Genomic DNA, 26706 nt, shown 5'->3' with positions numbered 1-26706 from the left:
GATAATCTCACCTCAGTATCTTTTCCTATACCCTCAACCAATTTAGTGTTCTCAAACGCAGAACCATTCAAATGAAATAAATTTTTTAACCATTCTAGAAATATCTGCATTACAGTTCTTTTGTCTAAAAGATCTATTAACTCCGAAGGACACTGAGGGAAAAACTCAATAAAAATGAAGTTTTTTTCATGACTCAATTGACAGTGTTTATCAAACAGAAACTCACACTTAAATTTAAATAAAGGGCATACACTGTCGCTGTGGGTTACCTCATAATGCATCTTCACTCCAGATTCGCCATTACTCTCAAAATAGCACGTAGGAGTATCCCCAGGAGCCAGATCATATTTCAGTCTGTTGTCGAAGCTTATCATCCTTTCTACCAATGGCACTTCAACAGAAGCACTCAGTAAACTGTAGAGGTTCGTGCCTTGATGATATTGAACAAAATTAATCCAACCTTTTTTATATAAACCATCGAACACCTTATTAATAATATCTAAAGTAAATTTTCCTTCACCAAATTTTATATTAAAAATTTCATTTTCGTCATAAGTGTTTTTCTGGCATGGGAACACATTAGTGAATACATTACTTGATAATGGATAAGATATTGAAGCCATATATCTCCCTAAAAATATTAATTGAATTAACGCCACTATTCTCATAAATAAATTAACAGGAGAGGTAACTATTGGCTTTTGAATTTTTACTTATTATTTCTATTATGGAAACAACCTCCACCCAACTAAGGTTATGAAATGATTTTAAGGTAATGTAATTTGAATGCCATACTGTTTTTTTATACAGTCTGTTACGATATGCTGTGTTGCTAAAACACAACATGAGGTACACCCTACAAACAAAATGAGATTAATTCATGTCGAGAAATAAAAAGAAAACATCAGCATCGGTAGCGGCGCAGGCGGCAAGAATACTAAAAGATCCTAATGCGTCTCCCCTCGAAAAGAGTCTGGCGGGGTCAGCACTCTCTCAAACCAATACTGATAATCAGACCGGCGTTCTTATGGAAGATGTCGCGGCACAAGTGTTGGCAAATCCCGAGTCCAGTGAAAAAGCTAAAACACTGGCAGGGTCTGTGCTTGCTCAAGCCAATAAAAAGCGCTAATAACGTAAAAAGTCCCTTTATTTTAGGGACTTTCCTTTAATTAAAAACAGAATCATTTCGTCGGCAGTTTAATATCTTTAAACATCGCTTCGATATCTTCATTTGAGCGCAAGGCAACCGCTTTATCTACTACATCGCGCGTCAGATGAGGGGCAAAACGTAAAATAAAGTCATACATATAACTGCGCAGGAAGGTACTGCGGCGGAAACCAATTTTAGTGGTGCTGTAAGTAAAGATATCGCGCGCATCCACCGTCACCAGATCAGGGTCTTGAATCGGATCAACCGCCATGCTGGCGATAACCCCGACACCCAGCCCTAATCTCACGTAAGTTTTAATCACATCCGCATCGGTGGCGGTAAAGACAATACGCGGAGTCAAGCCCGCACGGTTAAACGCGGTATCCAGTTCAGAGCGGCCGGTAAAACCAAAGGTGTAGGTCACAATAGGATAAGCAGCCAATTCTTCAATACTGACATGGGCTTTCCCTGCTAATGGGTGATCGGGCTTCACGACCACCGCGCGATTCCAGTGATAGCACGGCAACATAATCAGGTCGTCATACAAATGCAGTGCTTCCGTCGCAATAGCAAAGTCAGCACTGCCCTTGGACACCGCTTCCGCTATTTGTGTCGGTGAGCCTTGATGCATATGCAGCGACACGCGAGGATAGCGCTCAATAAAGCCCTTAATCACATTCGGCAATGCATAACGCGCTTGAGTATGGGTCGTCGCCACATACAAAGATCCTTTATCCGGATAAGTATGTTCACCGGCAACTGCTTTAATGGCATCAACTTTTGATAATACTTCACGGGCAATACGGATGATTTCCAGCCCTGCGGGAGTCACCTGTGTGAGATGTTTGCCGCTGCGGGCAAAAATCTGGATACCCAGCTCATCTTCCAACATGCGAACCTGTTTACTGATCCCAGGTTGCGAGGTGTACAGGCCTTCAGCGGTGGACGATACGTTAAGGTTATGATTAACCACCTCAACAATATAACGGAGCTGCTGCAATTTCATATCTATACCATCCTAGGTTAAACACTGCGGGAGGCCCACAGTTTGGTATATCGGAATCACCCGGTATGCCGAGAAGTTATTAACTGAAACCCATAACTGCATGATGCCAAAGTGGTCATTATTGACCTTATAATAACATTAGGTGATAAAAAAATATTTTATATAACTACTATATCATTTCATTCGTAACTGTATATACCCTTGTTATCGTCGCGTTATTTCGTGCTTATCGAAAGCGAATGCCAATAAGCATACCAGTGCAGCTCGCGGTTTAAGATAGAGAATATTAGCTTAAAAAAAGCGTATTTTTCAGCCTGACAAACTGCATTAACAATTGATAACTTCAACAGTTCCACCATGACTATAAAGCACTCGGATGGATTAGCCCAATAAAAAACCAGCCCGAAGGCTGGTTTAAACTGGTGTCTTAATGACCTATCCCAGTGCATCCACTATTTTTTAGCTTCGACCCATTTGCCATCAATATAGAACGCAGACCAGCCGGTCGCTTTGCCATCTTTTTCTGAGGAAACGTACTGCTGTTTGGTTTTGCGACTAAAACGGACCATCGTTTTATTACCGTCGTTGTCCGTCACAGGCGCATCAGCCAAATAACGTAATTTTTCCGGTAAACGATCCTTAAAGCGAACCAATTCCTCAACTAATGGTGCACGGGTTTCGCGCGATTTCGGGAATGTATTGGCCGCCAGGAAAACACCGGCAGCACCATCGCGTAACACGAAATAGGCGTCTGACTTTTCACAAGGCAGTTCTGGCAACGGTACCGGATCTTCTTTCGGCGGTGCAACTTCACCACTGCGCAAGATTTTACGGGTATTTTTGCACTCATCATTGGTACAACCCATGTACTTACCAAAACGCCCCATTTTCAGATGCATTTCAGAACCACATTTCTCGCACTCAACGATCGGGCCTTCATACCCTTTGATGCGGAACTCGCCTTCTTCTATCTCATAACCATCACATGCCGGGTTGTTCCCACAAACATGTAACTTACGTTGGCTATCAATCAGATAGCTATCCATTGCCGTGCCACATTTCTGACAGCGACGTTTGGCGCGTAATGCGTTAGTTTCTGCATCATCGCCTTCCAGGATATTAAGAACTTCAGCTTCAGGCACCAGATTGATGGTGGTTTTGCAGCGCTCTTTCGGCGGCAATGCATAACCCGAACAACCGAGGAACACCCCAGTGCTGGCGGTACGAATCCCCATCTGGCGACCACAGGTTGGGCAATCAATGCTGGTCATGACCATTTGATTCGGGCGCATACCGCCCTCTTCAGGATCTTTTTCAGCCTTTTCAAGCTGCTCACTGAACTCAGCAAAGAAGCCGTCCAGCACAGCCTTCCACTCCGCCTGGTCATTGGCAACCTGATCCAGACCACTTTCCATGCGCGCGGTAAAGTCGTAATTCATCAACTCGCGGAAGTTTTCTTCCAGACGGTCGGTGACGATCTCACCCATTTTCTCGGCATAGAAACGGCGGTTTTCTACCCGGACATAACCACGGTCCTGAATGGTCGAGATAATCGACGCATAGGTAGACGGGCGGCCAATGCCCCGCTTTTCCAGCTCTTTTACCAATGACGCTTCACTGTAACGCGCTGGCGGTTTGGTGAAGTGCTGGCTTGGGATCAATTTTTGTAAATCCAGTTCACTGCCCACTTCAATCACTGGCAAGGTTCTGTCTTCATCGCCTTTGCGCAATGCTGGCATCACCTTGGTCCAACCATCGAAGCGTAAGGTGCGACCTTTAGCTCGCAGTTGGAAATCGCCAGCCTGTACCGTCAGTGTGGTGGAGTCATACTTGGCCGGCGTCATCTGGCAGGCCACAAACTGACGCCAAATCAGCTGATACAGCTTCTGGGCGTCAGCTTCCATATCTTTTAGCTGCTCAGCCAGCACATTCACATCAGACGGACGAATAGCTTCATGCGCTTCTTGTGAATTTTCTTTGCTGCTGTATTGATTCGGTGCAGATGGCAAGTATTTATCGCCAAAATTATCACCAATATAACCGCGCACCATGGTCAGAGCATCCTGACTTAAGTTGGTGGAGTCAGTACGCATATAGGTGATATGCCCCGCTTCATACAAGCGCTGCGCCATCATCATGGTTTTCTTCACACCAAAACTCAGGCGGGTACTGGCAGCCTGCTGCAAGGTAGAAGTGATAAACGGTGCGCCGGGCTTGCTGCTGGTCGGTTTATCTTCGCGATCCAGCACTTTATAGCGGGCGTTTTCCAGCAGTTTAAGCGCGGCGTGGGTCTGCTCACGATTGACCGGTTTAAAGGGTTTATTGTGGGCATGGGTGACTTCCATTTGAATAGGAACTTCACCTTTTGCCAGCAAATCGGCATGCAATTCCCAGTATTCTTCAGGAACGAATGCTTTAATATCCCGCTCACGTTCAACCACCAAACGTACCGCGACCGATTGTACGCGCCCTGCGGACAAGCCACGTGCAATCTTTTTCCACAACAGTGGAGAAACCATATAACCCACAACCCGGTCCATAAAGCGACGGGCTTGCTGCGCATTAACCCGGTTGATATTCAATTCACCCGGTTGATTAAACGCCTGTTGGATAGCATTTTTCGTGATTTCGTTAAACACCACGCGACTAAAACGCTTATCGTCACCCCCAATCACTTCCCGCAAATGCCAGGCAATGGCCTCTCCTTCGCGGTCAAGGTCGGTTGCGAGATAGATGTGATCAGCGTTTTCGGCTAATGCTTTTAGCTCGGCAACCACTTTTTCTTTACCGGGCAAAATTTCGTACTGCGCTTTCCAGCCATGATAAGGATCGACGCCCATGCGATTAACTAACGCAACCTTTTCGTCTTTCTTTACTTTAGTTTTGGGCTTGTCAGCTTTCTTGGCTTTATCTTCAGTTGAGTTAGCGCTCTTCTTACTGGCTGAGCCGCTGGTCGGTAAATCACGAATGTGACCGACACTGGACTTAACCACGTAGTTATTCCCTAAGTATTTATTAATAGTTTTGGCTTTTGCCGGGGACTCAACTATTACGAGAGCTTTGCCCATAATTACCTTTACCTAAATTATTTCTTCTAAAAGAAGGTTTTTATCTTGCCGTACCGCGGCATTCTGAATCTCTTTTTTATATTGCGGTACTTTTTCAGGAGATCAACCTGTTTTTTTGATCGGAGCCATAAATGTGCCTTCCGAAGCTCAGTTGACGATCCCTCAAAATCTTTGCTTGCGCCCAATACAACAGCAGTGAATTCTGCCCCATGGCGTCAACAAAACCTTCCACCTAATAGTATAAAATCCCACACTGTACCTGATAAAAAGCGTCACGCAACCTAATTAGTTCGTAATCTGAATTTATCCAATTGCGGTGACAAAACCACCAATGGCTCGAATAAACATTAGTCGGTTTGCGAACAAATGCTAACCCGCAGTAGAATAGGTAAGAGAAATTACCTTGTTCTGAGGAAATATGATTGTTGTGAGGAGATATAATGTTTGGAAACACAGCACCTATTGAACGTAATAAATTATTGGCAGAAGCCAATGAGATTATTCGTCAACATGAAGATTATCTGCACGGAATGAAAGCGACTGAAGTTGAGCAAAAAGGGGCTGTTTTGGTATTTCGCGGGGAGTTCTTCCTTGATGAAGAAGGCTTGCCTACAGCAAAAACCACCGCCGTATTTAATATGTTTAAACATCTCGCGCATGTTCTATCGGCTAAATATCATTTGATCGATTAATCGCAGATGATGCCTTTTACTGCTCCCTCCCTTAGCAGCTGAACCAAAAATAACAGGGGGCCAGGCCCCCTGCTTTTATCTCACCGAATTCACTTCACGTCAGGTTATAACAGTGGTTTTTCACCACGCTGCCACCAACGTAATAATAGACGGTCAGCGCTTTCCGCCGCACTACCGGTAAAGCGATCCATCAGACGTTTACGACGCGAATAACGCACACCAATAACCTCGTGATTATCCATCTCAGCTATCAGTAAATCATCGCTAGTGCCAATGGCATCAACCAGCCCTTTCTCTTTGGCTTGGGTGCCAAACCAGTGTTCGCCAGTGGCAACAGCATCGATATCCAAAGACGGTCGTTGTTGATGGACGAACTGCTTGAATAGCAGATGCGTTTCGTTGAGATCTTCGCGGAATTTTTCGCGGCCTTGCTCGGTATTTTCACCAAACAAGGTCAGCGTTCGCTTAAATTCACCTGCGGTATGCAGTTCTACATCAATATCATTCTTTTTCAATAACCGATGAAAGTTAGGTATTTGAGCAACAACACCGATAGAACCAATGATGGCGAATGGCGCACAAATGATACGATCGGCCACACAGGCCATCATATAGCCCCCACTGGCGGCCACTTTATCCACTGCCACCGTCAGGCGGATACCTTTATGGCGCAAACGTTCTAATTGCGATGCCGCCAGACCATAACCGTGAACTACACCACCAGGACTTTCCAGGCGAAGCAATACTTCATCTTGTGCCGTTGCCACTGCCAGTACCGCAGAAATCTCTTCACGTAATGAAGCCACTTCATGGGCATCAATGCTGCCTTTAAAGTCAATGACATACAGACAGGGTTTTACCGCTGCCACCGCACCTGATTTGGCGCGCTGTTTCTTCAGTTTTTCGTCAGATTTTTGCTGCTTTTTAAACTCTTTGATCCAGGTTTTTTGCTCCGCATGACTCATGCGCGCCAGGCGCATTTCACGCTGCATTTCCTTATATTGTTCACCCAAATCAACCAGTTTGAGTTCCCCCCGTTGCCCTTGTTTCCTCATTCCCTGGCTGACAACCAACAATACAACCGCACCAATGGCGACCACAATGGTCACCACTTTAGCGAGAAACAGTCCGTACAGAGAAAATAACTCCACAAATACCGCCTTTATTCATCTGCTATTAAAGAGATACCTGCATTCTAGCGAACCCGTAGGCCGCCGTCTTGCGCAAATGAAAAATTGCATTGGTTTCGCTTAAATATAAGAATGTATGGGATATCGCGGCATGCAGCAGTCAAATTTACGCCGCTCGTAAGAGGAATAATTATGCATTACCAACCTAAACATGACTTGCTCGATAATCGCACTATTTTAGTGACAGGCGCAGGTGATGGCATTGGTCGCGAAGCGGCTTTGACTTATGCACGTTTTGGTGCGCGTTTGATTCTCGTCGGCCGGACCCTGCACAAGCTTGTTGCCGTGCATCAACAGATTGCCAAGGCTGGTGGTCAGGCGGCTATCGTCTGGGAACTGGATTTATTACATGCTACAGTGCAAGATTGTCAGCAACTGGCAGATGCACTCAGCCAACAAATCTCGCATCTGGATGGTGTATTACATAATGCCGGTTTATTGGGTGAAATTGCCCCGATGGCAGAGCTGGATATCAGTGTCTGGCAAGATGTTATGCAAGTGAATGTCAATGCAACTTTTATGCTAACTCAAGCATTATTGCCATTATTGCTGAAATCACCGAGTGCCTCTTTGGTTTTCACCAGCTCCAGTGTCGGACGTCAGGGGCGCTGCGGATGGGGTGCTTATGCCGTGTCTAAATTTGCCACCGAAGGCATGATGCAGGTGCTTGCTGAAGAATATAAGCAGAGTAATCTGAGGGTTAATTGTATCAATCCTGGCGGCACGCGGACTAAGATGCGCGCGAATGCCTTCCCGGATGAAGATGCCAACAAGTTAAAAACACCGGCCGATATTATGCCGCTTTATCTCTACCTGATGGGCGACGATAGCCGCAGAAAGACCGGTATCAGCTTCGATGCACAACCCGGCCGTAAACCCGGCCCCGCCGAATAAAGGAATGTTTCATGTCTGAAGAACGCCACCAGCAACGCCAACAAAAAATAAAAGAAAAGGTTGAATCACGGGTTGCAGCCGCACAAGAAATTCGCGGCATCTTGATTGTCTTTACCGGCAATGGCAAAGGTAAAACCACCGCTGCCTTTGGTACTGTAACCCGTGCTGTTGGTCATGGTTTGAAAGCGGGCGTCATACAGTTTATTAAAGGTGAGTGGCCGAACGGCGAGAAAAATCTGCTGCAACAACATGGTGTTGAGTTTCAGGTGATGGCAACCGGTTTTACCTGGAATACGCAAAATAGAGAGACAGATACCGCTGCCTGCCAGGGGGTTTGGCAACATGCGCGGCGTATGTTAGCTGATCCGACCTTAGATTTAGTGGTGTTGGATGAACTGACTTATATGGTCGCTTATGACTACTTATCACTGGATGAGGTTGTTGACGCGCTAAAACAGCGCCCTGCCCATCAAACCGTGATAATTACTGGCCGTGGTTGTCATCGGGATCTGTTGGAAATGGCAGATACTGTCAGCGAATTACGCCCGGTTAAACATGCTTTTGATGCCGGTATTAAGGCACAACAAGGTATTGACTGGTAATTTTCAGCCATCTTTGACCAATAAAATGCCGCAGAGGCAAAGTCTGCGGCATTAGCGTCTTCTATATAAAGCAATCAACGCCAAACATGATTCGCCAATATCGGTTAATTCGATTTTTTAAATTACTTTTCAAGCGGGATCATCGGAATGTTTGACGGAGTCAATGTCCCAAGGGCGGGTGTTAGATCTCCCATCCCCGGAGCCACTTGGCTCGACGCTGGACCTTTATGCTGCGTCGCACCAAAGTAGCAGATTGTTTTCAATGGTTCTGAAAGGGAGCTACAGGTCTTTTCACAATTATCGCCATAATGCGAGTGAGTGCCGCCACAAGCATAAGTCAGAGTGGAAAATCCGGCGCTGACAACAAATAAAATAGCTGTACTGGTCGTTAACAGAGATTTTTTCATGTTAATGCTCCTTAGATTTTAAATCCGATGGGGTATTCCCCAAGAGCAATATAGTCACACAGCATCTCTCGGAACCAGGGATATCCGGTTATGGTTGATGGTGTGTATATGCTGTCGAATCATTTCTGATAGGGAATTAATGCTTTCAAAAGAAGCTACGGCAGTTTTTTATACTTTGAAGTAAAAAACGAAATATCTGAAGAAGAGGGAATGGGAATGGGAATTCTTAGAGTGAATAATGGGAAGAAAATAATTTCTTCCCATAAATAACTTATCCGCGCTTATTAGATCCACGACGCCCGGTAGCGGCGGCTGGAGCTGCGTTACCTACGTTTTGACGGGTAGAACCTTTACGGGCTGAGCCTTGACGTCCTGCAACCTGGCGACCAGCAACTTCAGTATGGCGCTTAACTGCACGACGAATTTGATTAGCTTTAACCCGACGTCGGTCTTTCTCAACGGGCAATTTGCTGACCGTTTCAGAATCCAACTCCACAAGTTCACGCAAGTAGTTGGTTGCTTTCAGATCTAATTCAGTCCAACCGCCACGCGGCAAGCCTTTTGGCAGATTGATATCACCATAACGAACACGAATCAGGCGGCTAACCTGTACACCGACAGCTTCCCACAAACGGCGCACTTCGCGGTTGCGCCCTTCGGTCAACGTGACGTTATACCACTGATTAACCCCTTCTCCGCCCTGGAAACTAATGGTGCGGAATGCCGCTGGGCCATCTTCCAATTGAACACCGCGACTCAGTTGTTTGATTTTTTCGTCATCGATTTGACCAAATACACGCACTGCATATTCGCGTTCAACTTCACGGCTAGGGTGCATCAGGCGGTTAGCCAATTCACCATCAGTGGTGAACAATAATAAACCTGAGGTATTGACGTCCAGGCGGCCTACCGCAACCCAACGCGAACCGCGCAGTTTTGGCAGACGATCAAATACCGTTGGACGGCCTTCAGGGTCATTACGGGTACAAAGTTCGCCTTCCGGCTTGTAATACGCCAGCACACGACACACCGCTTCTTCAGATTCTTTAATCGAAAGAAGATGGCCGTCCAGACGAATTTTAGTGGCCTGAGTGACTTCAACACGATCGCCCAGTTTTGATATTTTACCATCAACGCTGACGCGGCCCTGTTGAATGATGGCTTCGATTTCCCGACGAGAGCCATGACCCGCTCGCGCCAAGATTTTCTGTAATTTTTCACCCACAACTTTTGTTTTTTCACCCACAACCTTGTCGCCCTGCGGTTTAGGGCTTGGTGGCTTTGAGTTTGGTAACTTTTGGTCTTCTGACTTCTCGCTCATTGAGCAACCTCTAATGTCGCCTTCACAGGCGTCGTGTTATATATTGTAATCAATAAGTTAAGCTCACAATCAAGCAGAACTCACTGATTGTAATACATTTTAGAACACAGCGTGGCGCGCAGAAAGTGACGCAAACGCTTCAACACGCTGGTTCGTGACCGGACATATTACACTATTTTCACAGTCAGGGACTCAAAAAGACTCGGATGTCACTAACAATGGCTTATCGCCCGATCCACTTAGCGGAATGGCGTTGCATCCCCTGCACCTTCGCGGATAACTTCCGGGGAAGAATCAGTCAGGTCAATAACCGTAGTCGGCTGTTGGCCCAGTGAGCCACCGTGAATAATTAAATCCACTTGTTTGCCCAAGTGCTCTTTGATCTCTTCTGGATCTGACTCAGCAAAATCATTACCTGGCAGCATCAATGTGGTCGACATCAGCGGCTCACCTAATACATCCAGCAACGCCAGTGCAATAGGATTTGACGGCACACGCAAGCCAATCGTTTTACGTTTGTCATTCATCAAACGCCGCGGCACTTCTTTTGTCGCTTTCAATATAAAGGTGTAGTTACCGGGGGTGTTGTTCTTGATAAGCCGAAACGCCGAGTTATCAACATAGGCGTATGTTGACAGCTCCGACAAATCACGACAGACCAAGGTGAAGTTATGATTACCATCCAACTGGCGAATACGACAAATACGTTCCATTGCCGCTTTATCTTCTAAGCGGCAGCCAAGAGCATAACCCGAATCTGTCGGATAAACGACCACCCCACCTTTACGTAAAACATCCACACTTTGGTTGATTAACCGTGGTTGCGGGTTTTCTGGGTGAATATAGAAAAATTGACTCATGACTCTACCTAATCATTAAATGTATGAATTAACTGGATTGACTCGCTATCGGCCAATCACGCCATACCGGTTCCACCCCAGCGGGCAGCCACAATTTGCGGCCCAACTCAATCCAGGAACAAGGTTGATGAAAATCAGACCCCTGGGATGCAAGTAAATTATAGTCGCGCGCATACTGAGCAAGTTGTGCCCGCTCGTGGGGGGCCTGCTGGCACTGGGCAACTTCCATCGCATCACCACCATGCTCGGCGAAATGTGCTAATAACCGCTTCAGCCATTTCGCCGTTAAATCATAACGCCCAGGGTGCGCCAGTACAGCTTGCCCACCTGATTGCTGAATAGCATCAATAGCTTGTTCTATTGTACACCATTGAGCGGGAACATAACCGGTCTTGCCTTTGGCCAAATACTTTTTGAAAACCTGGCCGACGTTACTGGCTAGCCCTAACTCCACCAAATAACGGGCAAAATGGCCTCGCGTCACCTGGCCGCCTTCTGCCAAACGATTAGCCCCTTCCCAGGCATCAGGAATACGCGCTTTCGCCAAGCGGGCGCTGATTTCCTGCGCCCGACTATAGCGGTGCTCTGACTGTTGGCTTAATAACTGGCAGATGCTGGGATGCTGGATATCCATGCCCAATCCCACAATATGGATTTCATGGTTTTCCCATAATGTGGAAATCTCGACACCGGGAATAAGCCGGATTGGCAGTTGCTGCTGCTCAATAGTCGCGGCGGCTTCAGCTAACCCTGCGGTGGTATCGTGATCAGTAATCGCCAACACACCTACGCGCATTTGCGCCGCCCTGATCACCAACGCCGTGGGGCTCAACGAACCGTCCGACGCAGTGGTATGACTATGTAGGTCATAGAGAGTAAAGGCCGTTGATGTCACAACATCAGTTAAATCAGCCGAGTTAGGTGATGTGGTGTTATCAGACAACACGGGTTTATTAGACAAAACTGATTTATTAGACAAAATAAAAGTCCGGAAAAAGCGTGGCTAACTATCATACTCGCTAATGTGACATTAACGTTAATCAATCTTATTTGGCATCCAACTCATTCTGGCAAATGTCACAGGCAAAAGTGTTTATGAAAAACAATTATTCAGGGGTTGACATTTATCCCGCGAACTAGTTAACTAGTACACAAGTTCACGAGATACCACGATGCTGCTCAGGAACACTGGGCAACACCCGTTTATTAAGTAACACAATGAAAGCAATCATAGAGAGTGACTGATAATGAAAACTTCCCTGATTTCCTTACTGCGTTGGTGGCACATCTCCCTCTCCCGGGCGGTGTAATCGCGCATATCAGTCATCAGACAGTGCAGATTGCTTCAGCCCGCTAATAGCGGGCTTTTTTATGGACAGATTTCGGCGTATACCTTTTTCAGGAACAATAAACAATGCAAACCTCGCGCCCCACTTTACAGTTACTGACCACCACGGCGTGTTACCGTGATGACCCAACCGCGCTGTTCCATCAGCTCTGCGGCGCGCGGCCAGCAACATTGCTGCTGGAGTCAGCGGAAGTGACCAGCAAGCAGAATCTGAAAAGTCTGCTCATTATCGACAGTGCACTGCGTATCACCGCGCTGGGGCAAAAAGTCACAATTGAAGCACTGACACGTAATGGTGCGGCGTTATTACCGTTGCTGGACGCTGCATTGCCAGCGCAAGTTGAGATTCAAGTCCGCCCTAATGGTCGTGAATTAACATTCCCCGTGATTAATGATGTGCAGGATGAAGACTCCCGCTTACAGGCGCTATCCGTTTTCGATGCGTTGCGTCTGTTGCTGAAACTGGTCGATGCCCCGCAGACAGAGCGCGAAGCCCTATTTTTGGGTGGTTTGTTTGCCTACGATTTGGTCGCCGGTTTTGAAAATTTGCCGCAGTTGCGCCAAGACCAACGTTGCCCGGACTTCTGCTTCTATTTAGCCGAAACCCTGTTGGTGTTGGATCACCAACATCGCTCGACAACATTACAAGCCAGCCTGTTCACCCCAGATAATAATGAGCACCAGCGTCTGACGGCGCGTTTAGAGCAACTTGCCCACCAATTGCAACAAGCACCGCAGGCCATTCCTGCCAAATCAGTACCAGAGATGGCGTTACAGTGTAACCAGTCCGACGAAGAGTATGGCGCGGTTGTCAGCGAGTTACAGCAGGCAATCCGCGAGGGAGAGATTTTCCAGGTGGTGCCCTCTCGCCGGTTCTCACTGCCTTGCCCGTCGCCACTGGCGGCGTATCAAACACTGAAAGACAGCAATCCAAGCCCGTATATGTTCTTTATGCAGGATAACGAATTCTCTCTGTTCGGTGCCTCACCTGAAAGCGCACTGAAATATGATGCGACCAACCGCCAGATTGAAATTTACCCGATCGCCGGAACTCGTCCTCGCGGCCGCCGCGCCAATGGAGAACTGGACCGCGATTTGGACAGCCGTATCGAACTGGAAATGCGTACCGACCACAAAGAACTGGCGGAACACTTGATGCTGGTGGATTTGGCCCGTAATGACCTGGCCCGCATCTGTGAGCCGGGTAGCCGTTATGTGGCGGATTTAACCAAGGTCGACCGTTATTCCTTTGTGATGCATCTGGTTTCTCGCGTGGTGGGCACACTGCGCCACGATTTGGATGTGCTGCATGCCTATCAGGCCTGCATGAATATGGGGACATTAAGTGGTGCGCCAAAAGTTCGGGCGATGCAATTAATCGCTGGCCGTGAAGGGTCGCGTCGCGGCAGTTACGGCGGTGCGGTCGGCTATTTTACCGCTCATGGTGATTTGGATACCTGCATTGTTATTCGCTCGGCTTATGTCGAGGACGGTATCGCCACCGTACAAGCCGGTGCCGGTGTGGTGCTGGATTCAATCCCACAGGCGGAAGCCGATGAAACCCGTAATAAAGCCCGCGCGGTGCTACGCGCCATCGCCACCGCACACCACGCCAGGGAGGTGTTCTAATGGAAAATAATCTAATGGCCGATATCTTGCTGCTCGATAATATCGACTCCTTTACTTACAACCTGGTTGACCAACTGCGTTCCAGCGGCCATCGCGTGGTGGTATACCGCAACCACATTGCGGCTGACACCATTATTGAACGTTTGCAACAACTTGAGCAACCAGTGTTGATGCTATCCCCCGGCCCCGGCACTCCAGCACAAGCGGGTTGTATGCCTGAGTTGTTACAGCGTTTACGCGGCCAGCTACCGATTATCGGCATTTGCCTCGGCCACCAAGCCATTGTCGAAGCCTATGGCGGCCATGTTGGTCAGGCTGGCGAAATATTACATGGTAAGGCTTCTGCCATTGAACACGACGGACAAGGTATGTTTACCGGTCTGCCGAACCCGTTACCGGTTGCCCGCTACCACTCATTAGTCGGCAGTAATATCCCAACAGAACTCACTGTTAACGCCCGTTTTGGCAAGATGGTCATGGCGGTTCGTCATGATGCCCATCGGGTTTGTGGCTACCAATTCCACCCGGAATCGATTTTAACCACCCAAGGTGCTCGCTTGCTTGAGCAAACCTTAGCCTGGGCGTTAATACCCTTCGTACATGAAACCGCAGGGTTGTTAGCTGCGCACACTCACCCGAATCACTTACCGGCGTAAGCTCATCGGGATTTGCTCACTTGCTGCCTACCTGCAACTCCATGTTCTTTGGGTATGACGTAATCAAGGGTTTAAAGATGCAAACATTATCGAAAGAATTGTTATTAGAAAAACTGTTTCGGGCCGAGTCGATGACTCAGGCAGAAAGCCAACGGCTATTTGCCGCGATTGTGCGCGGTGAACTGGAAGCCAGCCAATTAGCTGCGGCATTAATCAGCATGAAAGTGCGCGGCGAAACGCCTGCCGAGATTGCCGGCGCAGCACAAGCCTTATTAGCTGATGCGCAACCTTTCCCACGCCCCGATTACCTGTTTGCTGATATTGTCGGCACCGGCGGCGACGGCACCAACAGCATTAACATCTCCACGGCCAGCGCGTTTGTTGCCGCCAGTTGTGGTGTGAAAGTGGCCAAACACGGTAACCGCAGTGTGTCCAGCCGTTCCGGCTCGTCAGACTTGTTGGCCGCCTTTGGTATTCGCCTGGACATGAGCGCCGAGCAGTCACGTCTGGCACTGGATGAGTTAGGTGTTTGTTTCTTGTTTGCGCCGCAATATCACACCGGTTTTCGCCATGCGATGCCGGTGCGCCAACAACTCAAAACCCGTACTTTGTTTAATGTGTTAGGGCCATTGATTAACCCTGCCCGCCCACCATTAGCGCTGATTGGTGTTTATAGCCCTGAATTGGTGTTGCCAATTGCTGAAACTCTTAAAGTGCTGGGTTATCAGCGCGCGGCGGTGGTGCATGGTGGCGGCATGGACGAAGTGGCGATTCATGCGCCAACTCAGGTCGCGGAGCTGAATAACGGCAGCATCGAAAGCTACGAATTAGTACCGGAAGATTTTGGCTTAAACCGCTTTGAGCTTGGTTCGCTACAGGGCGGCGCACCTGAAGAAAACCGTGACATTTTAGCACGGTTGTTACAAGGTAAGGGTGAGGCAGCTCATGCCGCAGCAGTCGCGGCGAATGTCGCATTATTGCTGAAATTGCATGGGCAGGAAAACCTGCGTCATAACGCACAACAAGCATTGGAAATGATTCACAGCGGTCAGCCTTTTGAACGTGTTACCGCTCTGGCAGCAAGAGGATAAATCATGCAGGAAACCGTACTTCACCAAATAGTGCGCGATAAGGAAATCTGGGTTGCCGCGCGGAAATTACAACAACCTCTGGCCAGTTTCCAGAATGACATTACCTTGAGTCAGCGCGACTTTTATCAGGCGCTACAGGGCAACAAAACCGTTTTCATTTTGGAATGCAAGAAAGCGTCGCCGTCCAAAGGGGTTATTCGCGATAACTTTAATCCAGCAGAGATTGCCGCTGTTTATAAGCATTATGCCTCGGCTATCTCGGTGCTGACGGATGAAAAGTACTTCCAGGGCAATTTTGACTTCTTGCCACAAGTCAGCGCGGCAGTGACTCAACCGGTATTGTGTAAAGATTTTATTATTGATGCTTACCAAATTCAGCTGGCGCGTTTTTATCAGGCCGATGCTATTTTGCTGATGCTATCTGTGCTTGATGATGAGACTTACCGCCAACTGGCCGCCGTGGCTCATAGCCTGAACATGGGGGTATTGACGGAGGCAAGCAACGCCGAGGAGCTGGATCGCGCTATTGCATTAGAGGCAAAAGTCGTTGGTATCAATAACCGTGACTTACGTGATTTGTCTATCGACCTTAATCGCACCCGCGAACTGGCACCGCGCCTGCCCAAGGGCGTGACGGTTATCAGCGAATCAGGTATCAATAACTACCGGCAGGTGCGCGAACTCAGCCATTTTGCCAACGGGTTCCTCATTGGCAGCGCATTGATGTCTGAGACTGACCTGAATGCTGCGGTGCGCCGCGTGCTATTGGGTGAAAATAAGGTATGCGGTCTGACCCGCGCCCAAGATGCCGCTGCCGCTTACCAGGCCGGAGCAGTCTATGGTGGTTTGATTTTCGTCGGTAACTCACCACGCTATGTGGATATTGCGCAAGCCCGCACCGTTATCAGTGGCGCGCCGCTGAAGTATGTTGGCGTCTTCCGTGATGCAAAAGTCGAAACCATACAACAAACTGCTGAACGGCTGTCGTTAAGCGCCGTGCAATTACATGGGCATGAAGATCAAAGCTATATCAACCAACTGCGTGAAGTATTGCCTGCCAGTTGCCAGATTTGGAAGGCACTGAGTGTCACTGACACCGTGCCAGCTCGTCACTTACAGCATGTTGAACGCTATGTTTTGGATAATGGCAACGGCGGCACCGGCCAGAGTTTTGACTGGTCATTATTAGCCGGTCAGCCATTGGATAATGTCCTGCTGGCAGGTGGAGTTGGGGCTGATAACTGTCGTGATGCGGCCCAACTGGGTTGCGCTGGTTTGGATCTCAATTCCGGTGTCGAAAGCGCCCCCGGAGTGAAAGATCCCCAAAAGATTGCCGCCGTGTTCCAAACATTACGCACTTACTAATTTCTAAACACATTTGAGTTAACTCTATACCCAATAGATTTCAAGATGCAGGAAGGCGGCAAGCAAGATAATCCCGATGAGTCTATTTATTTTAAGGTCAACGACCAGTAAGTGATTCGGGTTATTGAGTGCAGCCAACACACCTGCAGTTTGAAAGATTACGGGTATATAAAGGACAGAAAAATGACCACATTGAATCCCTATTTTGGCGAGTTCGGGGGAATGTATGTCCCCCAGATTCTGATGCCAGCATTGAAACAACTGGAAGAAGCTTTTGTTAGTGCACAACTGGATCCTGAATTTCAGGCGGCATTTCAGGATTTATTAAAGAACTATGCCGGGCGTCCAACTGCCCTGACCCTGTGTCAAAATCTGACCGCGGGAACTAAAACCAAGTTATATCTGAAACGTGAAGACCTGTTACACGGTGGTGCGCACAAGACTAATCAGGTTTTGGGTCAGGCTTTATTAGCCAAACGCATGGGTAAAACAGAAATCATTGCTGAAACTGGTGCTGGTCAGCATGGTGTAGCTTCAGCATTAGCCTGCGCCTTATTGGGCTTAAAATGTCGCATCTATATGGGTGCCAAAGACATTGAGCGTCAGTCGCCAAACGTTTTCCGTATGCGCCTGATGGGAGCTGAAGTTATCCCGGTTCACAGTGGCTCTTCAACGCTGAAAGATGCGTGTAATGAAGCCCTGCGTGACTGGTCTGGCAGCTACGAAACCGCCCATTACATGCTGGGAACCGCCGCAGGCCCGCACCCTTACCCGACTATAGTGCGTGAATTCCAACGTATGATTGGCGAAGAAACCAAAGCACAACTGCAAGAAAAAGAAGGCCGCCTGCCCGATGCGGTGTTGGCCTGTGTGGGTGGCGGTTCTAACGCCATTGGCATGTTTGCTGATTTTATCGATGAGCCGGGTGTAGGGCTGATTGGGGTAGAACCGGCTGGGTTGGGTATCGAAACCGGTCAACATGGTGCGCCACTGAAACATGGCAAAGTGGGCATCTACTTCGGTATGAAATCACCGATGATGCAAACCAGTGATGGTCAAATTGAAGAATCTTACTCAATTTCTGCCGGTTTAGACTTCCCATCTGTCGGGCCACAACATGCTTATTTGAATAGCATCGGGCGCGCTGATTATGTGTCAGTCACTGATGACGAAGCTCTGGATGCGTTTAAAGCGCTGTCATGCAAAGAAGGGATTATCCCGGCGTTGGAGTCTTCCCATGCACTGGCCCATGCCCTGAAAATGATTAAAGCAGAGCCGGAAAAAGAACAGATATTGGTGGTGAATCTGTCCGGGCGGGGTGATAAAGATATTTTCACCGTTCACGATATTCTGAAAGCGCGGGGAGAAATTTAATGGAGCGTTATCAACAGCTTTTCAAACAGTTGGCTGCCAAAAAAGAAGGCGCATTTGTTCCTTTCGTGCAACTTGGCGACCCAACACCGGCTCTCTCCTTAGAAATTATCGACACCTTGATTGCCGCAGGTGCAGATGCATTGGAATTGGGCATCCCCTTCTCTGATCCATTGGCTGATGGCCCGACAATTCAAAACGCCGCGCTACGTGCTTTCGCCGCTGGGGTTACCCCTGGCATCTGTTTTGATATGCTGGCAGAAATCCGTAAAAAGCACCCAACTATTCCCATTGGGCTGCTGATGTATGCAAATCTGGTATTCCATAACGGGATTGATACTTTCTATCAGCGCTGCGCTGATGTCGGTGTCGACTCGGTGCTGATTGCTGATGTGCCGTTTGAAGAGTCACTGCCGTTCCGCACTGCGGCCTTGCGCCACGGAATTGCGCCTATCTTTATCTGCCCGCCGAATGCCGATGATGATTTATTGCGAGAAATTGCCTCTCATGGTCGTGGCTATACCTATCTGCTCTCGCGCGCGGGGGTGACGGGGGCTGAGAATCACGGACATCTGCCATTGAATCATTTGATAGATAAATTGCGTGAATACAATGCGGCTCCGGCTCTACAAGGTTTTGGTATCTCAGAACCTGAGCAGGTAAGAATCAGTCTGGCCGCTGGGGCAGCAGGTGCCATTTCAGGCTCTGCTATTGTAAAAATCATTGAAAACAATGTCTCACAGCCGGCAGAGATGCTCGCGCAATTAGCCAGCTTCGTGACCAGAATGAAAGCAGCCACTCGCAGCTAGTTTTCCCAGAGCGCCTGATGGCTTATCAGATTCAGGCGCTATCTTCCTAAGTGCTACATAGCCAAGATATTCATAGGATATGCACCGCCCAACCCTACTCCGTGGAAGATATACCTTTACGGTGATGATGATATTTCATCATCACTATTGCATTAACGACTTTACATCTAATTATTCGATACCAGCGTGGTCATAAAAATATAATTTACGGGCTATGTTTGGGGAAACTGCCAGCCTAATTTTATTTAGAAGGTGCTTCAAATCTTCCAATATTTTTAACCCGATTATCTTTTTATTTTTTTCGAAGTAACTAGATAACTCGTCATCTGAATTTATTATTGAGTTATATAAGCCTTTCACTTCTTCCATACTCTTTATCGCAGACTCAATGAAATCATTTAAGTTACTTGCATTTTCCCCATCAATTCTCTCTGAAAAAATATCCTGTTGTATGTTGGCTCTCCTATGCAGCACTTATGGATATGTAAAATAGAACTCTATAAATCAGATTATCACCCGGCATATGTATTGTTGAAGGTGATAAGATAAAAAAGCTTTTAAAAAGGATATGTACAAGATGATACAAGGAACCTTCGTAGTTAATAATGTCGATTATAGCCCTCTGTCGATTTTCGGTGTAGGTACATTCATGGCATATAGTGGCAAGGCAGATTATCGTAACCATACTGGTTGTGTTGATGTTCCAAATGTTGGCCCTATACCGCCAGGGCGATATCACATCGTTAACCGCCCAACAGGGGGTTGGAAAGGAGTTATCAGAACAGACCTTCATGATTTCTACTCATGGTTAACACCCACTCCTGTTTTAAAGGCTGAGTGGTTTGCTCTGTTTCGTGATGATGGCAATGTTAACGATACGACATGGATCAATGGTGTTGAGCGTGGAAATTTCCGTTTGCACCCTGCTGGCCCAATGGGGATTTCGTTAGGCTGTATAACACTGCAACACCGATCTGATTTCCTAACAATCCGTCAGGCTTTGCTGTCCACTCGCAAGGAAACATTAGCTAATGGGCTGGTGACATATGGACGTATCGAGGTAATTTTAAATGGAACGAAGAAGTGTCCCATTGGGAATTAGAATTTTAATTGCCGTAGCTTTGTTTGTGTTGTCTTTCTTAGTATTAAGACCCTCGACACCAGTTACACCAAGAGAGTATGACTTTTGGAATACAGCAGCTAACTTTTTTGGCGAATATGATGTTGAAGGTTTTGTTGGTGTTGCACTGCTTATTAGTTGCACTATCATTAGCTTTGTTTGCTACAAAATAGTCATTAGGGTAGCAGAACGTCGAATGAATCATTCCAGATAATAAAAAGGGACTCATCTTAGTGAGTCCCTTTTGTGTTTGGAGTGTGTAATTTATAATGTCACTTTGCTATCCCGCGCTGGTGTGACAGGGGCTGAGAATCACGGACAGGTGCCATTTTAGGTTCTGCTATTGTAAAAATCATTGAAAACAATGTCTCACAGCCGGCAGAGATGCTCGCGCAATTAGCCAGCTTCGTGACCAGAATGAAAGCAGCCACTCGCAGCTAGTTTTCCCAGAGCGCCTGATGACCCATCAGATTCAGGCGCTATCTTCCTTATATTCAATGCCTTTCTCACCGTCTATCTGCTGAAAATTTGAATTAAAACCATTCATAACTAATACTAATAATGTGTAACACACTAAGCATTTATTTACATTTCGGATGCAGTGGCTGTCAGCGCACCTGAGTGAAATATGCGTTAATAGCACGTTGAACTATTGCCCTATCGCATTGATAAACATGGAGAGTCATTTATGAAGATTTTTAAAACCATTTCAGCTTTATGCGTTGCAGTGATTATGGCGATGGCAATATCTGCCTGCGCTCCTACAGCAAAATCGGAAGGAACCGGTGGCTATATTGATGACACCGTGGTCACCACTAAAGTGAAATCAGCGCTGTTGGGTGAGAAAAATCTAAAATCGACTGAAATCAGTGTTGAAACGTTCAAAGGGCGGGTTCAGTTGAGTGGTTTTGTTAGCTCACGTCAGGATGCCAACCGCGCAGTACAGATTACCCGTAGCGTACCTGGGGTAAAATCTGTTAGTGATCAGATGCTAATTCGGTAATCATCTGTGGATAAGCACATCTTATAGTCTGGAGACTGGCGGGGCGACTGCACCGATGGGCACTCCGACGGCTTACGCCGTTACGACCCATTCGGTACATTTCCCCGCCTATTGATGCTAAAACCGAAAAATATTAGCCAAAGTCATTGCTGTGACAGCCAGGCAGCCAGCAAACACATCCCGCTGAGCTGGCTCTAGTCAGTGATTCGGGTAAGTGAGCGTAGCTAACACCGCTGTAACGCCAAGGACGAAGGATAATCAGAAACGATAACCGGCACCAAACATAAACACCCATGGATCAAGGCGGGTATGAATACTTTGCTCCTGACCATTGGCTTTGAATTTCACGTCAGTTTCGATATTCATCCACCAGACAGACATATTCACCATCCAGTTTTCACTCACCATGTAATCCAGACCCGCCTGGCCCGCCACACCCCAAGAATCTTTTACACTCAAATCCGTCAATCCGGCTGAAGCGCCGGTATTGTTGAATTTCTCATCAAAGAAAGTGGTGTAGTTCAGACCAATCCCCAAATACGGGCGCAGCTTGTCTTGTTTATCGCGGAAATAATATTGCGCCATCAACGTCGGAGGCAGTTGCTTAACTTCAGCGATGTCGCCGGTCGGCCCAAGGCCTATTTTATGACGGAAAGGCGTCGCGGCCAGCAATTCCACCCCGATATTATCGGTAACCAGGTAACTGAAAGTCAGGCCCAACTGGGTATTGTTATCTGCTTTGAAGGAACCATAACCTAATACATCATCAGACCCGGCGTTAGGTCTGACTGTTGCCGTCCCTGCCCGGAAAATATAATCGCCTGCTTGATGCGCACTTACCGCAGTCGATGCCAGAGTTGCTACGGCTAATATTGCCAAAGTGACTTTTTTCATTATCCATTCCATTTGTAGGTATATTCGCGGACAGAATATACCTACAAATAAGTATTCATGATCCAATCGAGATCACATAGTTAGTAACAATTTAAATAAATCCTATTTTAAGTAAGGTTATTTAATTCCTTAATAACATTGAAATTGATCTGGATCATAAATGGCCGTTTACACCAAATTGTGCTTACGCCCATTGCTGAAAAAGACAACAGTTGTCATGCTGCTATGCTTGGATGTTGTATGTGTGAAATCGTGATCGGTTGGCTGTTTACTTGGTAAGGAGCAGTGGATTCAAGATGAGCGCTGAAATTAATCCGTGTGTCAGTTGTGGTGCCTGCTGTGCCTATTTTCGAGTCTCATTTTATTGGTCGGAGGCCAAAGATGGTGGCGGTACAGTTCCCTCCGCGATGACCGAGCAGGTCACCCCGTTTATTAGTTGTATGTCCGGCACAAATGGTAAATCTCCCCGCTGTATTGCCCTCCAGGGCGAGGTCGGCCAGTCTGTTTCTTGTTCAATCTACGCCGACCGCCCACCTCCCTGTCATGAATTTGAGCCGTCAGGAGAAACGGGTATTCACAATCCCTATTGTGACCGCGCCCGCGCCCATTACGGCTTGCCACCATTACCCGTTGATAACATCGAGGTGATTAGAGTAGAAGAAATCAGCCGTTGGCCAATGACGGGATCCCACAGCGCGCCATAACAAGGTATAATCATCGGCTAAGCGCTATTTTTTTATCCCAAGGAGCTTTCATGCCTATCACGGCTAACACTTTATACCGTGACAGTTTTAACTTTTTACGTAATCAACTGGCCGCCATTCTGTTACTGGCGCTACTGACTGCGTTCATTACCGTCATGCTGAATCAGGCCTTTATCCCTGATACTGAACAACTGAGTATTTTAAGTTCTACAGAAAGTGATTTTGCGTCATCAGGGAATATCAGCATTACAGAATTAGTAGCGCAGCTCACACCAGAGCAACAGATTATTCTGCTCAAAGTGTCTGCGGCGGCTACCTTTTCTGCATTAGTGGGTAATGTATTATTAGTCGGTGGCATGCTGACACTGATTTCTATGGTTTCTCAAGGCCGTCGTGTTAGCGCATTGCAGGCAATTGGTATTTCATTGCCTATTTTACCCCGCTTACTGCTGCTGATGTTTATTGGGACGCTGTTAATTCAGTTGGGAATAACCCTGTTTATCGTGCCGGGTATCATTATTGCTGTGGCACTTTCGCTGTCACCGATTATCGTGAGCACGGAAAAGATGGGGGTGTTCGCCGCAATGAAAACCAGTGTTAAATTGGCCTTTGCCAATGTTCGGTTGATTATTCCGGCGATGATGTTGTGGATAGCAGCTAAACTGATTTTGTTATATTTGGTCAACCACCTGACGGCGTTGCCGACCCCTATTGCCAGTGTCGTTTTAGCGTCTCTGAGCAATCTGGTTTCTGCATTATTGTTGGTGTACCTGTTCCGTTTATATATGTTATTGCGCCCAACCGATGTTACCGCGTAAACGTCGGTACGGGTAAAACAACAAAGGGCCATTACGGCCATGACAAAGCTGTTGATAACATAGTGAGTGAAGGGTTTACCGTCCCTCGGGGCACGACCCCAACGGCACGATTCCCCTTCATTTGACTTTGTCGGCAGTCTGAAAGGGCCATTACGGCCCTTTGTTGTTATTTGGCATTTAACCGATTTCGGGTTCGGCTTCAGGTTCCTGTTTCTCTGATTTCTGTTTTTCTACTACCTGCTGCTTACTTTGAATCAGCTTAAGAGCCAGATACAAATCGGGCACCAAAACCAGATCATCATCATGGCTTTTTAACTTATTGATCCGGAACCAGCGCGTTAATTCAGTGCGTCGGCCGGCTAATATCAGCTTAATATTACGCTGTTTCAGGTCGCGCTTAAGCTCATCAATCGCAGCCAACACACTGATATCAGCATAAGTAAAGCTGGCGACCGCATCAATCACCACCCAGTCAGCGGGATGTGGTGTACTGTCAACCAGATTCAGGATACGCCGCTTGAAGTAGGCAACGTTGAAATACGTCAGCGGTGAGTTAAAGCGGTAAATCATAACACCAGGCACAGGTTTGATGCCGTTACCGCTGCGCATAGAATGGATCATGCCATCGGCATTAACCCCCAATAACTGCTCTGTTGGGCGAAATACTGTGCGTAAGAATTGCAATAATCCCAACAACACCGCCAAACCAATACCACTAATCACGCCGACTAAGACAACACTAATGAAAGTAAAGATCGCCAGATAAAAGGCTTGAGTATTACGTTTCCGTAACTGCCATAGACTTCTGAATCCAAGTAAAGACCAGGCGGCATAAATCAGCACCACACCCAAGGCTGCGATGGGAATAAATTGCAGCGGACGAGTTAAAAATAACAACACCATGGCAATAACCAACGCGGCAATAATCGATACCAGTTGGCTCTTACCATTATTGGCATCATTTACTGCGGTTCGGGTACTCGCCCCACTGATAGCAAAGCCCTGCGAGAGCGCGGAGACAATATTGGTGACACCGAGCGCACGCAGCTCGACATCGGCATCCACTTCGTAGCCATTCTTCGCCGCAAAACTGCGGGCAGTCAGCATCATACTGACAAAACTGACTACCGCCAGGTTGAGTGCCGGGATCACCATGTCACGCAACAAGCCCGGTTGGAAATCAGGCCAGTGCACCATCGGCAAACCACCGTCAAACCCGCCGACCACCGCGACACCAAACTGCTGCAGATTGGCCGCCCAAGAGACAAAAGTCGCTGTTACAATGGCTAACAACGGCGCAGGCCAGTTGGGCCGTAACCACTTAACCCCGTACAGCACGACAAAAGTCAGTAATGAAATGGCAACTGTGGGTAAATGGCTATTGATTAAATTGTGTGGTAGGGCTAACACTCGTTCAATCAATTGAGGTGGGCGGGTCATAAAACCAAATACTTTACCCAACTGATCAACAATAATGGTGATCGCCACCCCATTTAGTAGGCCGGTGAGTATAGGCCGCGATAATAAATCAGCTAATGCCCCAAGCTTAAAGCGGCTGGCCACCAGACACCATGTCCCCATCATCAGTGTCATCATGATAGTCAGTTGCCAGTGAACCTCGCTGTTCCCTGCTGCCAACGGCGCAACCACCGCGGCGATGACCGCACAGGTCGCCGCGTCAGGCCCGATAATCAATTGTCGCGATGAGCCAAAAAATGCGTAGGCAATCATCGGTAAAATACACGAATACAACCCAACCGCAGCGCTAACGCCGGTCAACTCCGCATAGGCAATAGCAATGGGCAATGCCACTGCGGCCACCGATAACCCCGCTCTCACATCTGACTTGAGCCAGTCACGTTCATAAGCCATTAATTGGGTCAAACCCGGCATCCAATACCGGAGTGATTTTCTCTGCATACAAACTCCACCAAGCTTTAACCCAATATTTATGACTTATCATGCTGGGTTAATACCGAACTGGCAATATACAGACAAAATCTGTTACTTGTTTATCGTAAGTTTCTGCAAATTCCGCTGGCGGAGCGCGCATTCCGGCAGATAATTAAGGATAATAGTGTTTTACCGCAGATACCCTCACCGCACTGAATCCGGTATAGTCAGGCGGTGTATAAATAATGGATTGATTCATGAAGCAACTTTTAGATTTTCTCCCTTTGGTCGTATTTTTCGTTTTCTACAAGATGTATGACATTTTTGTCGCATCCGGGGCGTTGATTGTCGCAACCTTGCTGGCGCTGGCCTTTACCTGGTTCAAATACCGCAAGGTAGAAAAAATGACCCTGGTCACCGCCATTATGGTGCTGGTGTTCGGCACCTTAACGCTGGCATTCCACAGCGACTTGTTTATTAAGTGGAAAGTGACGGTGCTGTATGTATTGTTCGCCGCCGCGTTATTAGTCAGTCAGTGGTTTATGAAAAAGCCATTGATTCAGCGCATGCTGGGTAAGGAACTGACATTACCCGATACCGTCTGGTCAACGCTGAATATGTCCTGGGCGGTGTTTTTCCTGGTCTGTGGTTTGCTGAACATCTATGTGGCGTTCTGGTTACCGCAAGACATTTGGGTCAATTTCAAAGTGTTTGGCCTAACCGCCTTGACGCTGATATTCACACTTATCAGCGGCGTTTATATTTACCGACATATGCCGGAAGAACAGAAAAAGTCATAATTTAAAATAGCAGGC

At 47.4% G+C, this 26706-nt stretch carries 24 protein-coding genes, 3 pseudogenes and 1 other annotated feature; of the genes and pseudogenes, 16 read left to right on the top strand and 11 right to left on the bottom strand.

Annotated features, from left to right (window positions below):
* A partial coding sequence (locus tag HU019_RS09690) for a hypothetical protein (protein WP_174850483.1) occupies nt 1-623 on the bottom strand: 623 nt, incomplete at its 3' end.
* A 257-nt stretch (nt 624-880) separates the two neighbouring features.
* On the opposite strand from HU019_RS09690, the gene HU019_RS09685 reads away from it, so the two are divergent.
* Nucleotides 881-1129 carry a hypothetical protein gene (locus HU019_RS09685; protein WP_174849630.1) on the top strand — a complete coding sequence of 83 codons (249 nt, stop codon included), beginning with the start codon at nt 881-883 and terminating at the stop codon, nt 1127-1129.
* Nucleotides 1130-1181: 52 nt separating this feature from the next.
* Here HU019_RS09685 and cysB read toward each other — a convergent pair whose 3' ends face one another.
* The 3 genes and pseudogenes from cysB to HU019_RS20510 all read right to left on the bottom strand — a co-directional run.
* Nucleotides 1182-2156 (bottom strand): HTH-type transcriptional regulator CysB, encoded by a 975-nt coding sequence (gene cysB / locus HU019_RS09680; RefSeq protein ID WP_005165856.1) that lies wholly within the window; start codon nt 2154-2156, stop codon nt 1182-1184.
* Between the two features lie 452 nt (nt 2157-2608).
* Nucleotides 2609-5224 (bottom strand): type I DNA topoisomerase, encoded by a 2616-nt coding sequence (gene topA, locus HU019_RS09675; protein ID WP_174849629.1) that lies wholly within the window; start codon nt 5222-5224, stop codon nt 2609-2611.
* A 235-nt stretch (nt 5225-5459) separates the two neighbouring features.
* A pseudogene (locus tag HU019_RS20510) lies at nt 5460-5642 on the bottom strand (hypothetical protein); the annotation flags it as partial.
* Nucleotides 5643-5664: 22 nt separating this feature from the next.
* On the opposite strand from HU019_RS20510, the gene HU019_RS09670 reads away from it, so the two are divergent.
* Entirely contained in the window at nt 5665-5916 is a 252-nt protein-coding gene (locus HU019_RS09670; RefSeq protein ID WP_050075576.1) for a YciN family protein, read from the top strand.
* Nucleotides 5917-6020: 104 nt separating this feature from the next.
* On the opposite strand, the gene sohB is transcribed toward HU019_RS09670, so the two are convergent.
* The gene (gene sohB, locus HU019_RS09665) at nt 6021-7067 is read right to left on the bottom strand and encodes a protease SohB (RefSeq protein WP_174849628.1); all 1047 of its coding nucleotides are present in this window, start codon (nt 7065-7067) and stop codon (nt 6021-6023) included.
* 171 nt (nt 7068-7238) lie between these two features.
* Here sohB and HU019_RS09660 point away from each other — a divergent pair, with 171 nt between their 5' ends.
* Nucleotides 7239-8000: a YciK family oxidoreductase gene (locus HU019_RS09660; RefSeq protein WP_174849627.1), complete on the top strand. Its 762-nt coding sequence runs from the start codon at nt 7239-7241 to the stop codon at nt 7998-8000.
* 11 nt (nt 8001-8011) lie between these two features.
* Nucleotides 8012-8602, top strand: a complete 591-nt coding sequence (cobO, locus tag HU019_RS09655) for a cob(I)yrinic acid a,c-diamide adenosyltransferase (RefSeq protein ID WP_174849626.1) — start codon at nt 8012-8014, stop codon at nt 8600-8602.
* Nucleotides 8603-8724: 122 nt separating this feature from the next.
* On the opposite strand, the gene HU019_RS09650 is transcribed toward cobO, so the two are convergent.
* From HU019_RS09650 to rnm, 4 genes are all read right to left on the bottom strand, one after another.
* Nucleotides 8725-9009: a hypothetical protein gene (locus tag HU019_RS09650; RefSeq protein ID WP_174849625.1), complete on the bottom strand. Its 285-nt coding sequence runs from the start codon at nt 9007-9009 to the stop codon at nt 8725-8727.
* Nucleotides 9010-9280: 271 nt separating this feature from the next.
* Nucleotides 9281-10330 (bottom strand): 23S rRNA pseudouridine(2605) synthase RluB, encoded by a 1050-nt coding sequence (gene rluB / locus HU019_RS09645; RefSeq protein ID WP_320407013.1) that lies wholly within the window; start codon nt 10328-10330, stop codon nt 9281-9283.
* Between the two features lie 239 nt (nt 10331-10569).
* Complete coding sequence (locus HU019_RS09640) at nt 10570-11190, bottom strand: L-threonylcarbamoyladenylate synthase (protein ID WP_038633141.1); 621 nt, start codon at nt 11188-11190, stop codon at nt 10570-10572.
* 28 nt (nt 11191-11218) lie between these two features.
* The gene (rnm, locus tag HU019_RS09635) at nt 11219-12136 is read right to left on the bottom strand and encodes an RNase RNM (protein ID WP_407083961.1); all 918 of its coding nucleotides are present in this window, start codon (nt 12134-12136) and stop codon (nt 11219-11221) included.
* A gap of 301 nt (nt 12137-12437) precedes the next feature.
* Between rnm and trpL the strand changes: the two genes are divergently transcribed.
* The 9 genes and pseudogenes from trpL (at nt 12438) to HU019_RS09585 (ending at nt 21582) form a co-directional block, all read left to right on the top strand.
* Complete coding sequence (trpL, locus tag HU019_RS09630) at nt 12438-12500, top strand: trp operon leader peptide (protein ID WP_061512357.1); 63 nt, start codon at nt 12438-12440, stop codon at nt 12498-12500.
* Nucleotides 12462-12563 (top strand) — a sequence feature (Trp leader region). Its footprint overlaps the gene before it by 39 nt.
* A gap of 41 nt (nt 12564-12604) precedes the next feature.
* A complete protein-coding gene (locus tag HU019_RS09625) occupies nt 12605-14167 on the top strand; it encodes an anthranilate synthase component 1 (protein ID WP_174849624.1) in 1563 nt (520 codons plus the stop codon).
* A gap of 14 nt (nt 14168-14181) precedes the next feature.
* Nucleotides 14182-15914: pseudogene (gene trpD / locus HU019_RS20505) on the top strand (anthranilate phosphoribosyltransferase).
* A 3-nt stretch (nt 15915-15917) separates the two neighbouring features.
* A complete protein-coding gene (gene trpCF, locus HU019_RS09610) occupies nt 15918-17279 on the top strand; it encodes a bifunctional indole-3-glycerol-phosphate synthase TrpC/phosphoribosylanthranilate isomerase TrpF (RefSeq protein ID WP_174849622.1) in 1362 nt (453 codons plus the stop codon).
* 183 nt (nt 17280-17462) lie between these two features.
* Nucleotides 17463-18653: a tryptophan synthase subunit beta gene (gene trpB / locus HU019_RS09605; protein ID WP_174849621.1), complete on the top strand. Its 1191-nt coding sequence runs from the start codon at nt 17463-17465 to the stop codon at nt 18651-18653.
* Entirely contained in the window at nt 18653-19459 is an 807-nt protein-coding gene (gene trpA, locus HU019_RS09600) for a tryptophan synthase subunit alpha (RefSeq protein WP_174849620.1), read from the top strand. Before trpB ends, trpA begins: the two co-directional genes overlap by 1 nt.
* 577 nt (nt 19460-20036) lie before the next feature.
* On the top strand, nt 20037-20561 hold the full coding sequence (locus HU019_RS09595) for a DUF2778 domain-containing protein (RefSeq protein ID WP_174849619.1): 525 nt from the start codon (nt 20037-20039) through the stop codon (nt 20559-20561).
* Between the two features lie 295 nt (nt 20562-20856).
* Nucleotides 20857-21020, top strand: a pseudogene (locus HU019_RS09590) (tryptophan synthase subunit alpha); the annotation flags it as partial.
* A 247-nt stretch (nt 21021-21267) separates the two neighbouring features.
* Nucleotides 21268-21582 carry a BON domain-containing protein gene (locus HU019_RS09585; RefSeq protein WP_174849618.1) on the top strand — a complete coding sequence of 105 codons (315 nt, stop codon included), beginning with the start codon at nt 21268-21270 and terminating at the stop codon, nt 21580-21582.
* A 258-nt stretch (nt 21583-21840) separates the two neighbouring features.
* Here HU019_RS09585 and ompW read toward each other — a convergent pair whose 3' ends face one another.
* A complete protein-coding gene (ompW, locus tag HU019_RS09580) occupies nt 21841-22476 on the bottom strand; it encodes an outer membrane protein OmpW (protein ID WP_005164191.1) in 636 nt (211 codons plus the stop codon).
* Between the two features lie 296 nt (nt 22477-22772).
* On the opposite strand from ompW, the gene HU019_RS09575 reads away from it, so the two are divergent.
* Complete coding sequence (locus HU019_RS09575; protein ID WP_174849617.1) at nt 22773-23180, top strand: YkgJ family cysteine cluster protein; 408 nt, start codon at nt 22773-22775, stop codon at nt 23178-23180.
* A gap of 50 nt (nt 23181-23230) precedes the next feature.
* Entirely contained in the window at nt 23231-23998 is a 768-nt protein-coding gene (locus HU019_RS09570) for a YciC family protein (RefSeq protein WP_174849616.1), read from the top strand.
* A 177-nt stretch (nt 23999-24175) separates the two neighbouring features.
* Here the strand turns inward: HU019_RS09570 and HU019_RS09565 are convergent, their stop codons facing one another.
* Nucleotides 24176-25918: a SulP family inorganic anion transporter gene (locus tag HU019_RS09565; protein WP_174849615.1), complete on the bottom strand. Its 1743-nt coding sequence runs from the start codon at nt 25916-25918 to the stop codon at nt 24176-24178.
* Between the two features lie 230 nt (nt 25919-26148).
* Here HU019_RS09565 and HU019_RS09560 point away from each other — a divergent pair, with 230 nt between their 5' ends.
* Nucleotides 26149-26691 carry a septation protein A gene (locus tag HU019_RS09560; RefSeq protein WP_174849614.1) on the top strand — a complete coding sequence of 181 codons (543 nt, stop codon included), beginning with the start codon at nt 26149-26151 and terminating at the stop codon, nt 26689-26691.
* Nucleotides 26692-26706: the final 15 nt, after the last annotated feature.

The sequence above is a fragment of the Yersinia artesiana genome (assembly GCF_902726545.1).
GTDB classification, from domain to species: domain Bacteria; phylum Pseudomonadota; class Gammaproteobacteria; order Enterobacterales; family Enterobacteriaceae; genus Yersinia; species Yersinia artesiana.
This window is presented reverse-complemented; position numbering and strand designations above follow the sequence as displayed.

Bases quoted from the DNA above. Each gene is read 5' to 3' on its own strand.
- HU019_RS09685 (WP_174849630.1), top strand. From the start codon at position 881: ATGTCGAGAAATAAAAAGAAAACATCAGCATCGGTAGCGGCGCAGGCG.
- cysB (WP_005165856.1), bottom strand. From the start codon at position 2,156: ATGAAATTGCAGCAGCTCCGTTATATTGTTGAGGTGGTTAATCATAAC.
- topA (WP_174849629.1), bottom strand. From the start codon at position 5,224: ATGGGCAAAGCTCTCGTAATAGTTGAGTCCCCGGCAAAAGCCAAAACT.
- HU019_RS09670 (WP_050075576.1), top strand. From the start codon at position 5,665: ATGTTTGGAAACACAGCACCTATTGAACGTAATAAATTATTGGCAGAA.
- HU019_RS09660 (WP_174849627.1), top strand. From the start codon at position 7,239: ATGCATTACCAACCTAAACATGACTTGCTCGATAATCGCACTATTTTA.
- cobO (WP_174849626.1), top strand. From the start codon at position 8,012: ATGTCTGAAGAACGCCACCAGCAACGCCAACAAAAAATAAAAGAAAAG.
- HU019_RS09650 (WP_174849625.1), bottom strand. From the start codon at position 9,009: ATGAAAAAATCTCTGTTAACGACCAGTACAGCTATTTTATTTGTTGTC.
- rluB (WP_320407013.1), bottom strand. From the start codon at position 10,330: ATGAGCGAGAAGTCAGAAGACCAAAAGTTACCAAACTCAAAGCCACCA.
- HU019_RS09640 (WP_038633141.1), bottom strand. From the start codon at position 11,190: ATGAGTCAATTTTTCTATATTCACCCAGAAAACCCGCAACCACGGTTA.
- HU019_RS09625 (WP_174849624.1), top strand. From the start codon at position 12,605: ATGCAAACCTCGCGCCCCACTTTACAGTTACTGACCACCACGGCGTGT.
- trpCF (WP_174849622.1), top strand. From the start codon at position 15,918: ATGCAGGAAACCGTACTTCACCAAATAGTGCGCGATAAGGAAATCTGG.
- trpB (WP_174849621.1), top strand. From the start codon at position 17,463: ATGACCACATTGAATCCCTATTTTGGCGAGTTCGGGGGAATGTATGTC.
- trpA (WP_174849620.1), top strand. From the start codon at position 18,653: ATGGAGCGTTATCAACAGCTTTTCAAACAGTTGGCTGCCAAAAAAGAA.
- HU019_RS09595 (WP_174849619.1), top strand. From the start codon at position 20,037: ATGATACAAGGAACCTTCGTAGTTAATAATGTCGATTATAGCCCTCTG.
- HU019_RS09585 (WP_174849618.1), top strand. From the start codon at position 21,268: ATGAAGATTTTTAAAACCATTTCAGCTTTATGCGTTGCAGTGATTATG.
- ompW (WP_005164191.1), bottom strand. From the start codon at position 22,476: ATGAAAAAAGTCACTTTGGCAATATTAGCCGTAGCAACTCTGGCATCG.
- HU019_RS09575 (WP_174849617.1), top strand. From the start codon at position 22,773: ATGAGCGCTGAAATTAATCCGTGTGTCAGTTGTGGTGCCTGCTGTGCC.
- HU019_RS09570 (WP_174849616.1), top strand. From the start codon at position 23,231: ATGCCTATCACGGCTAACACTTTATACCGTGACAGTTTTAACTTTTTA.
- HU019_RS09565 (WP_174849615.1), bottom strand. From the start codon at position 25,918: ATGCAGAGAAAATCACTCCGGTATTGGATGCCGGGTTTGACCCAATTA.
- HU019_RS09560 (WP_174849614.1), top strand. From the start codon at position 26,149: ATGAAGCAACTTTTAGATTTTCTCCCTTTGGTCGTATTTTTCGTTTTC.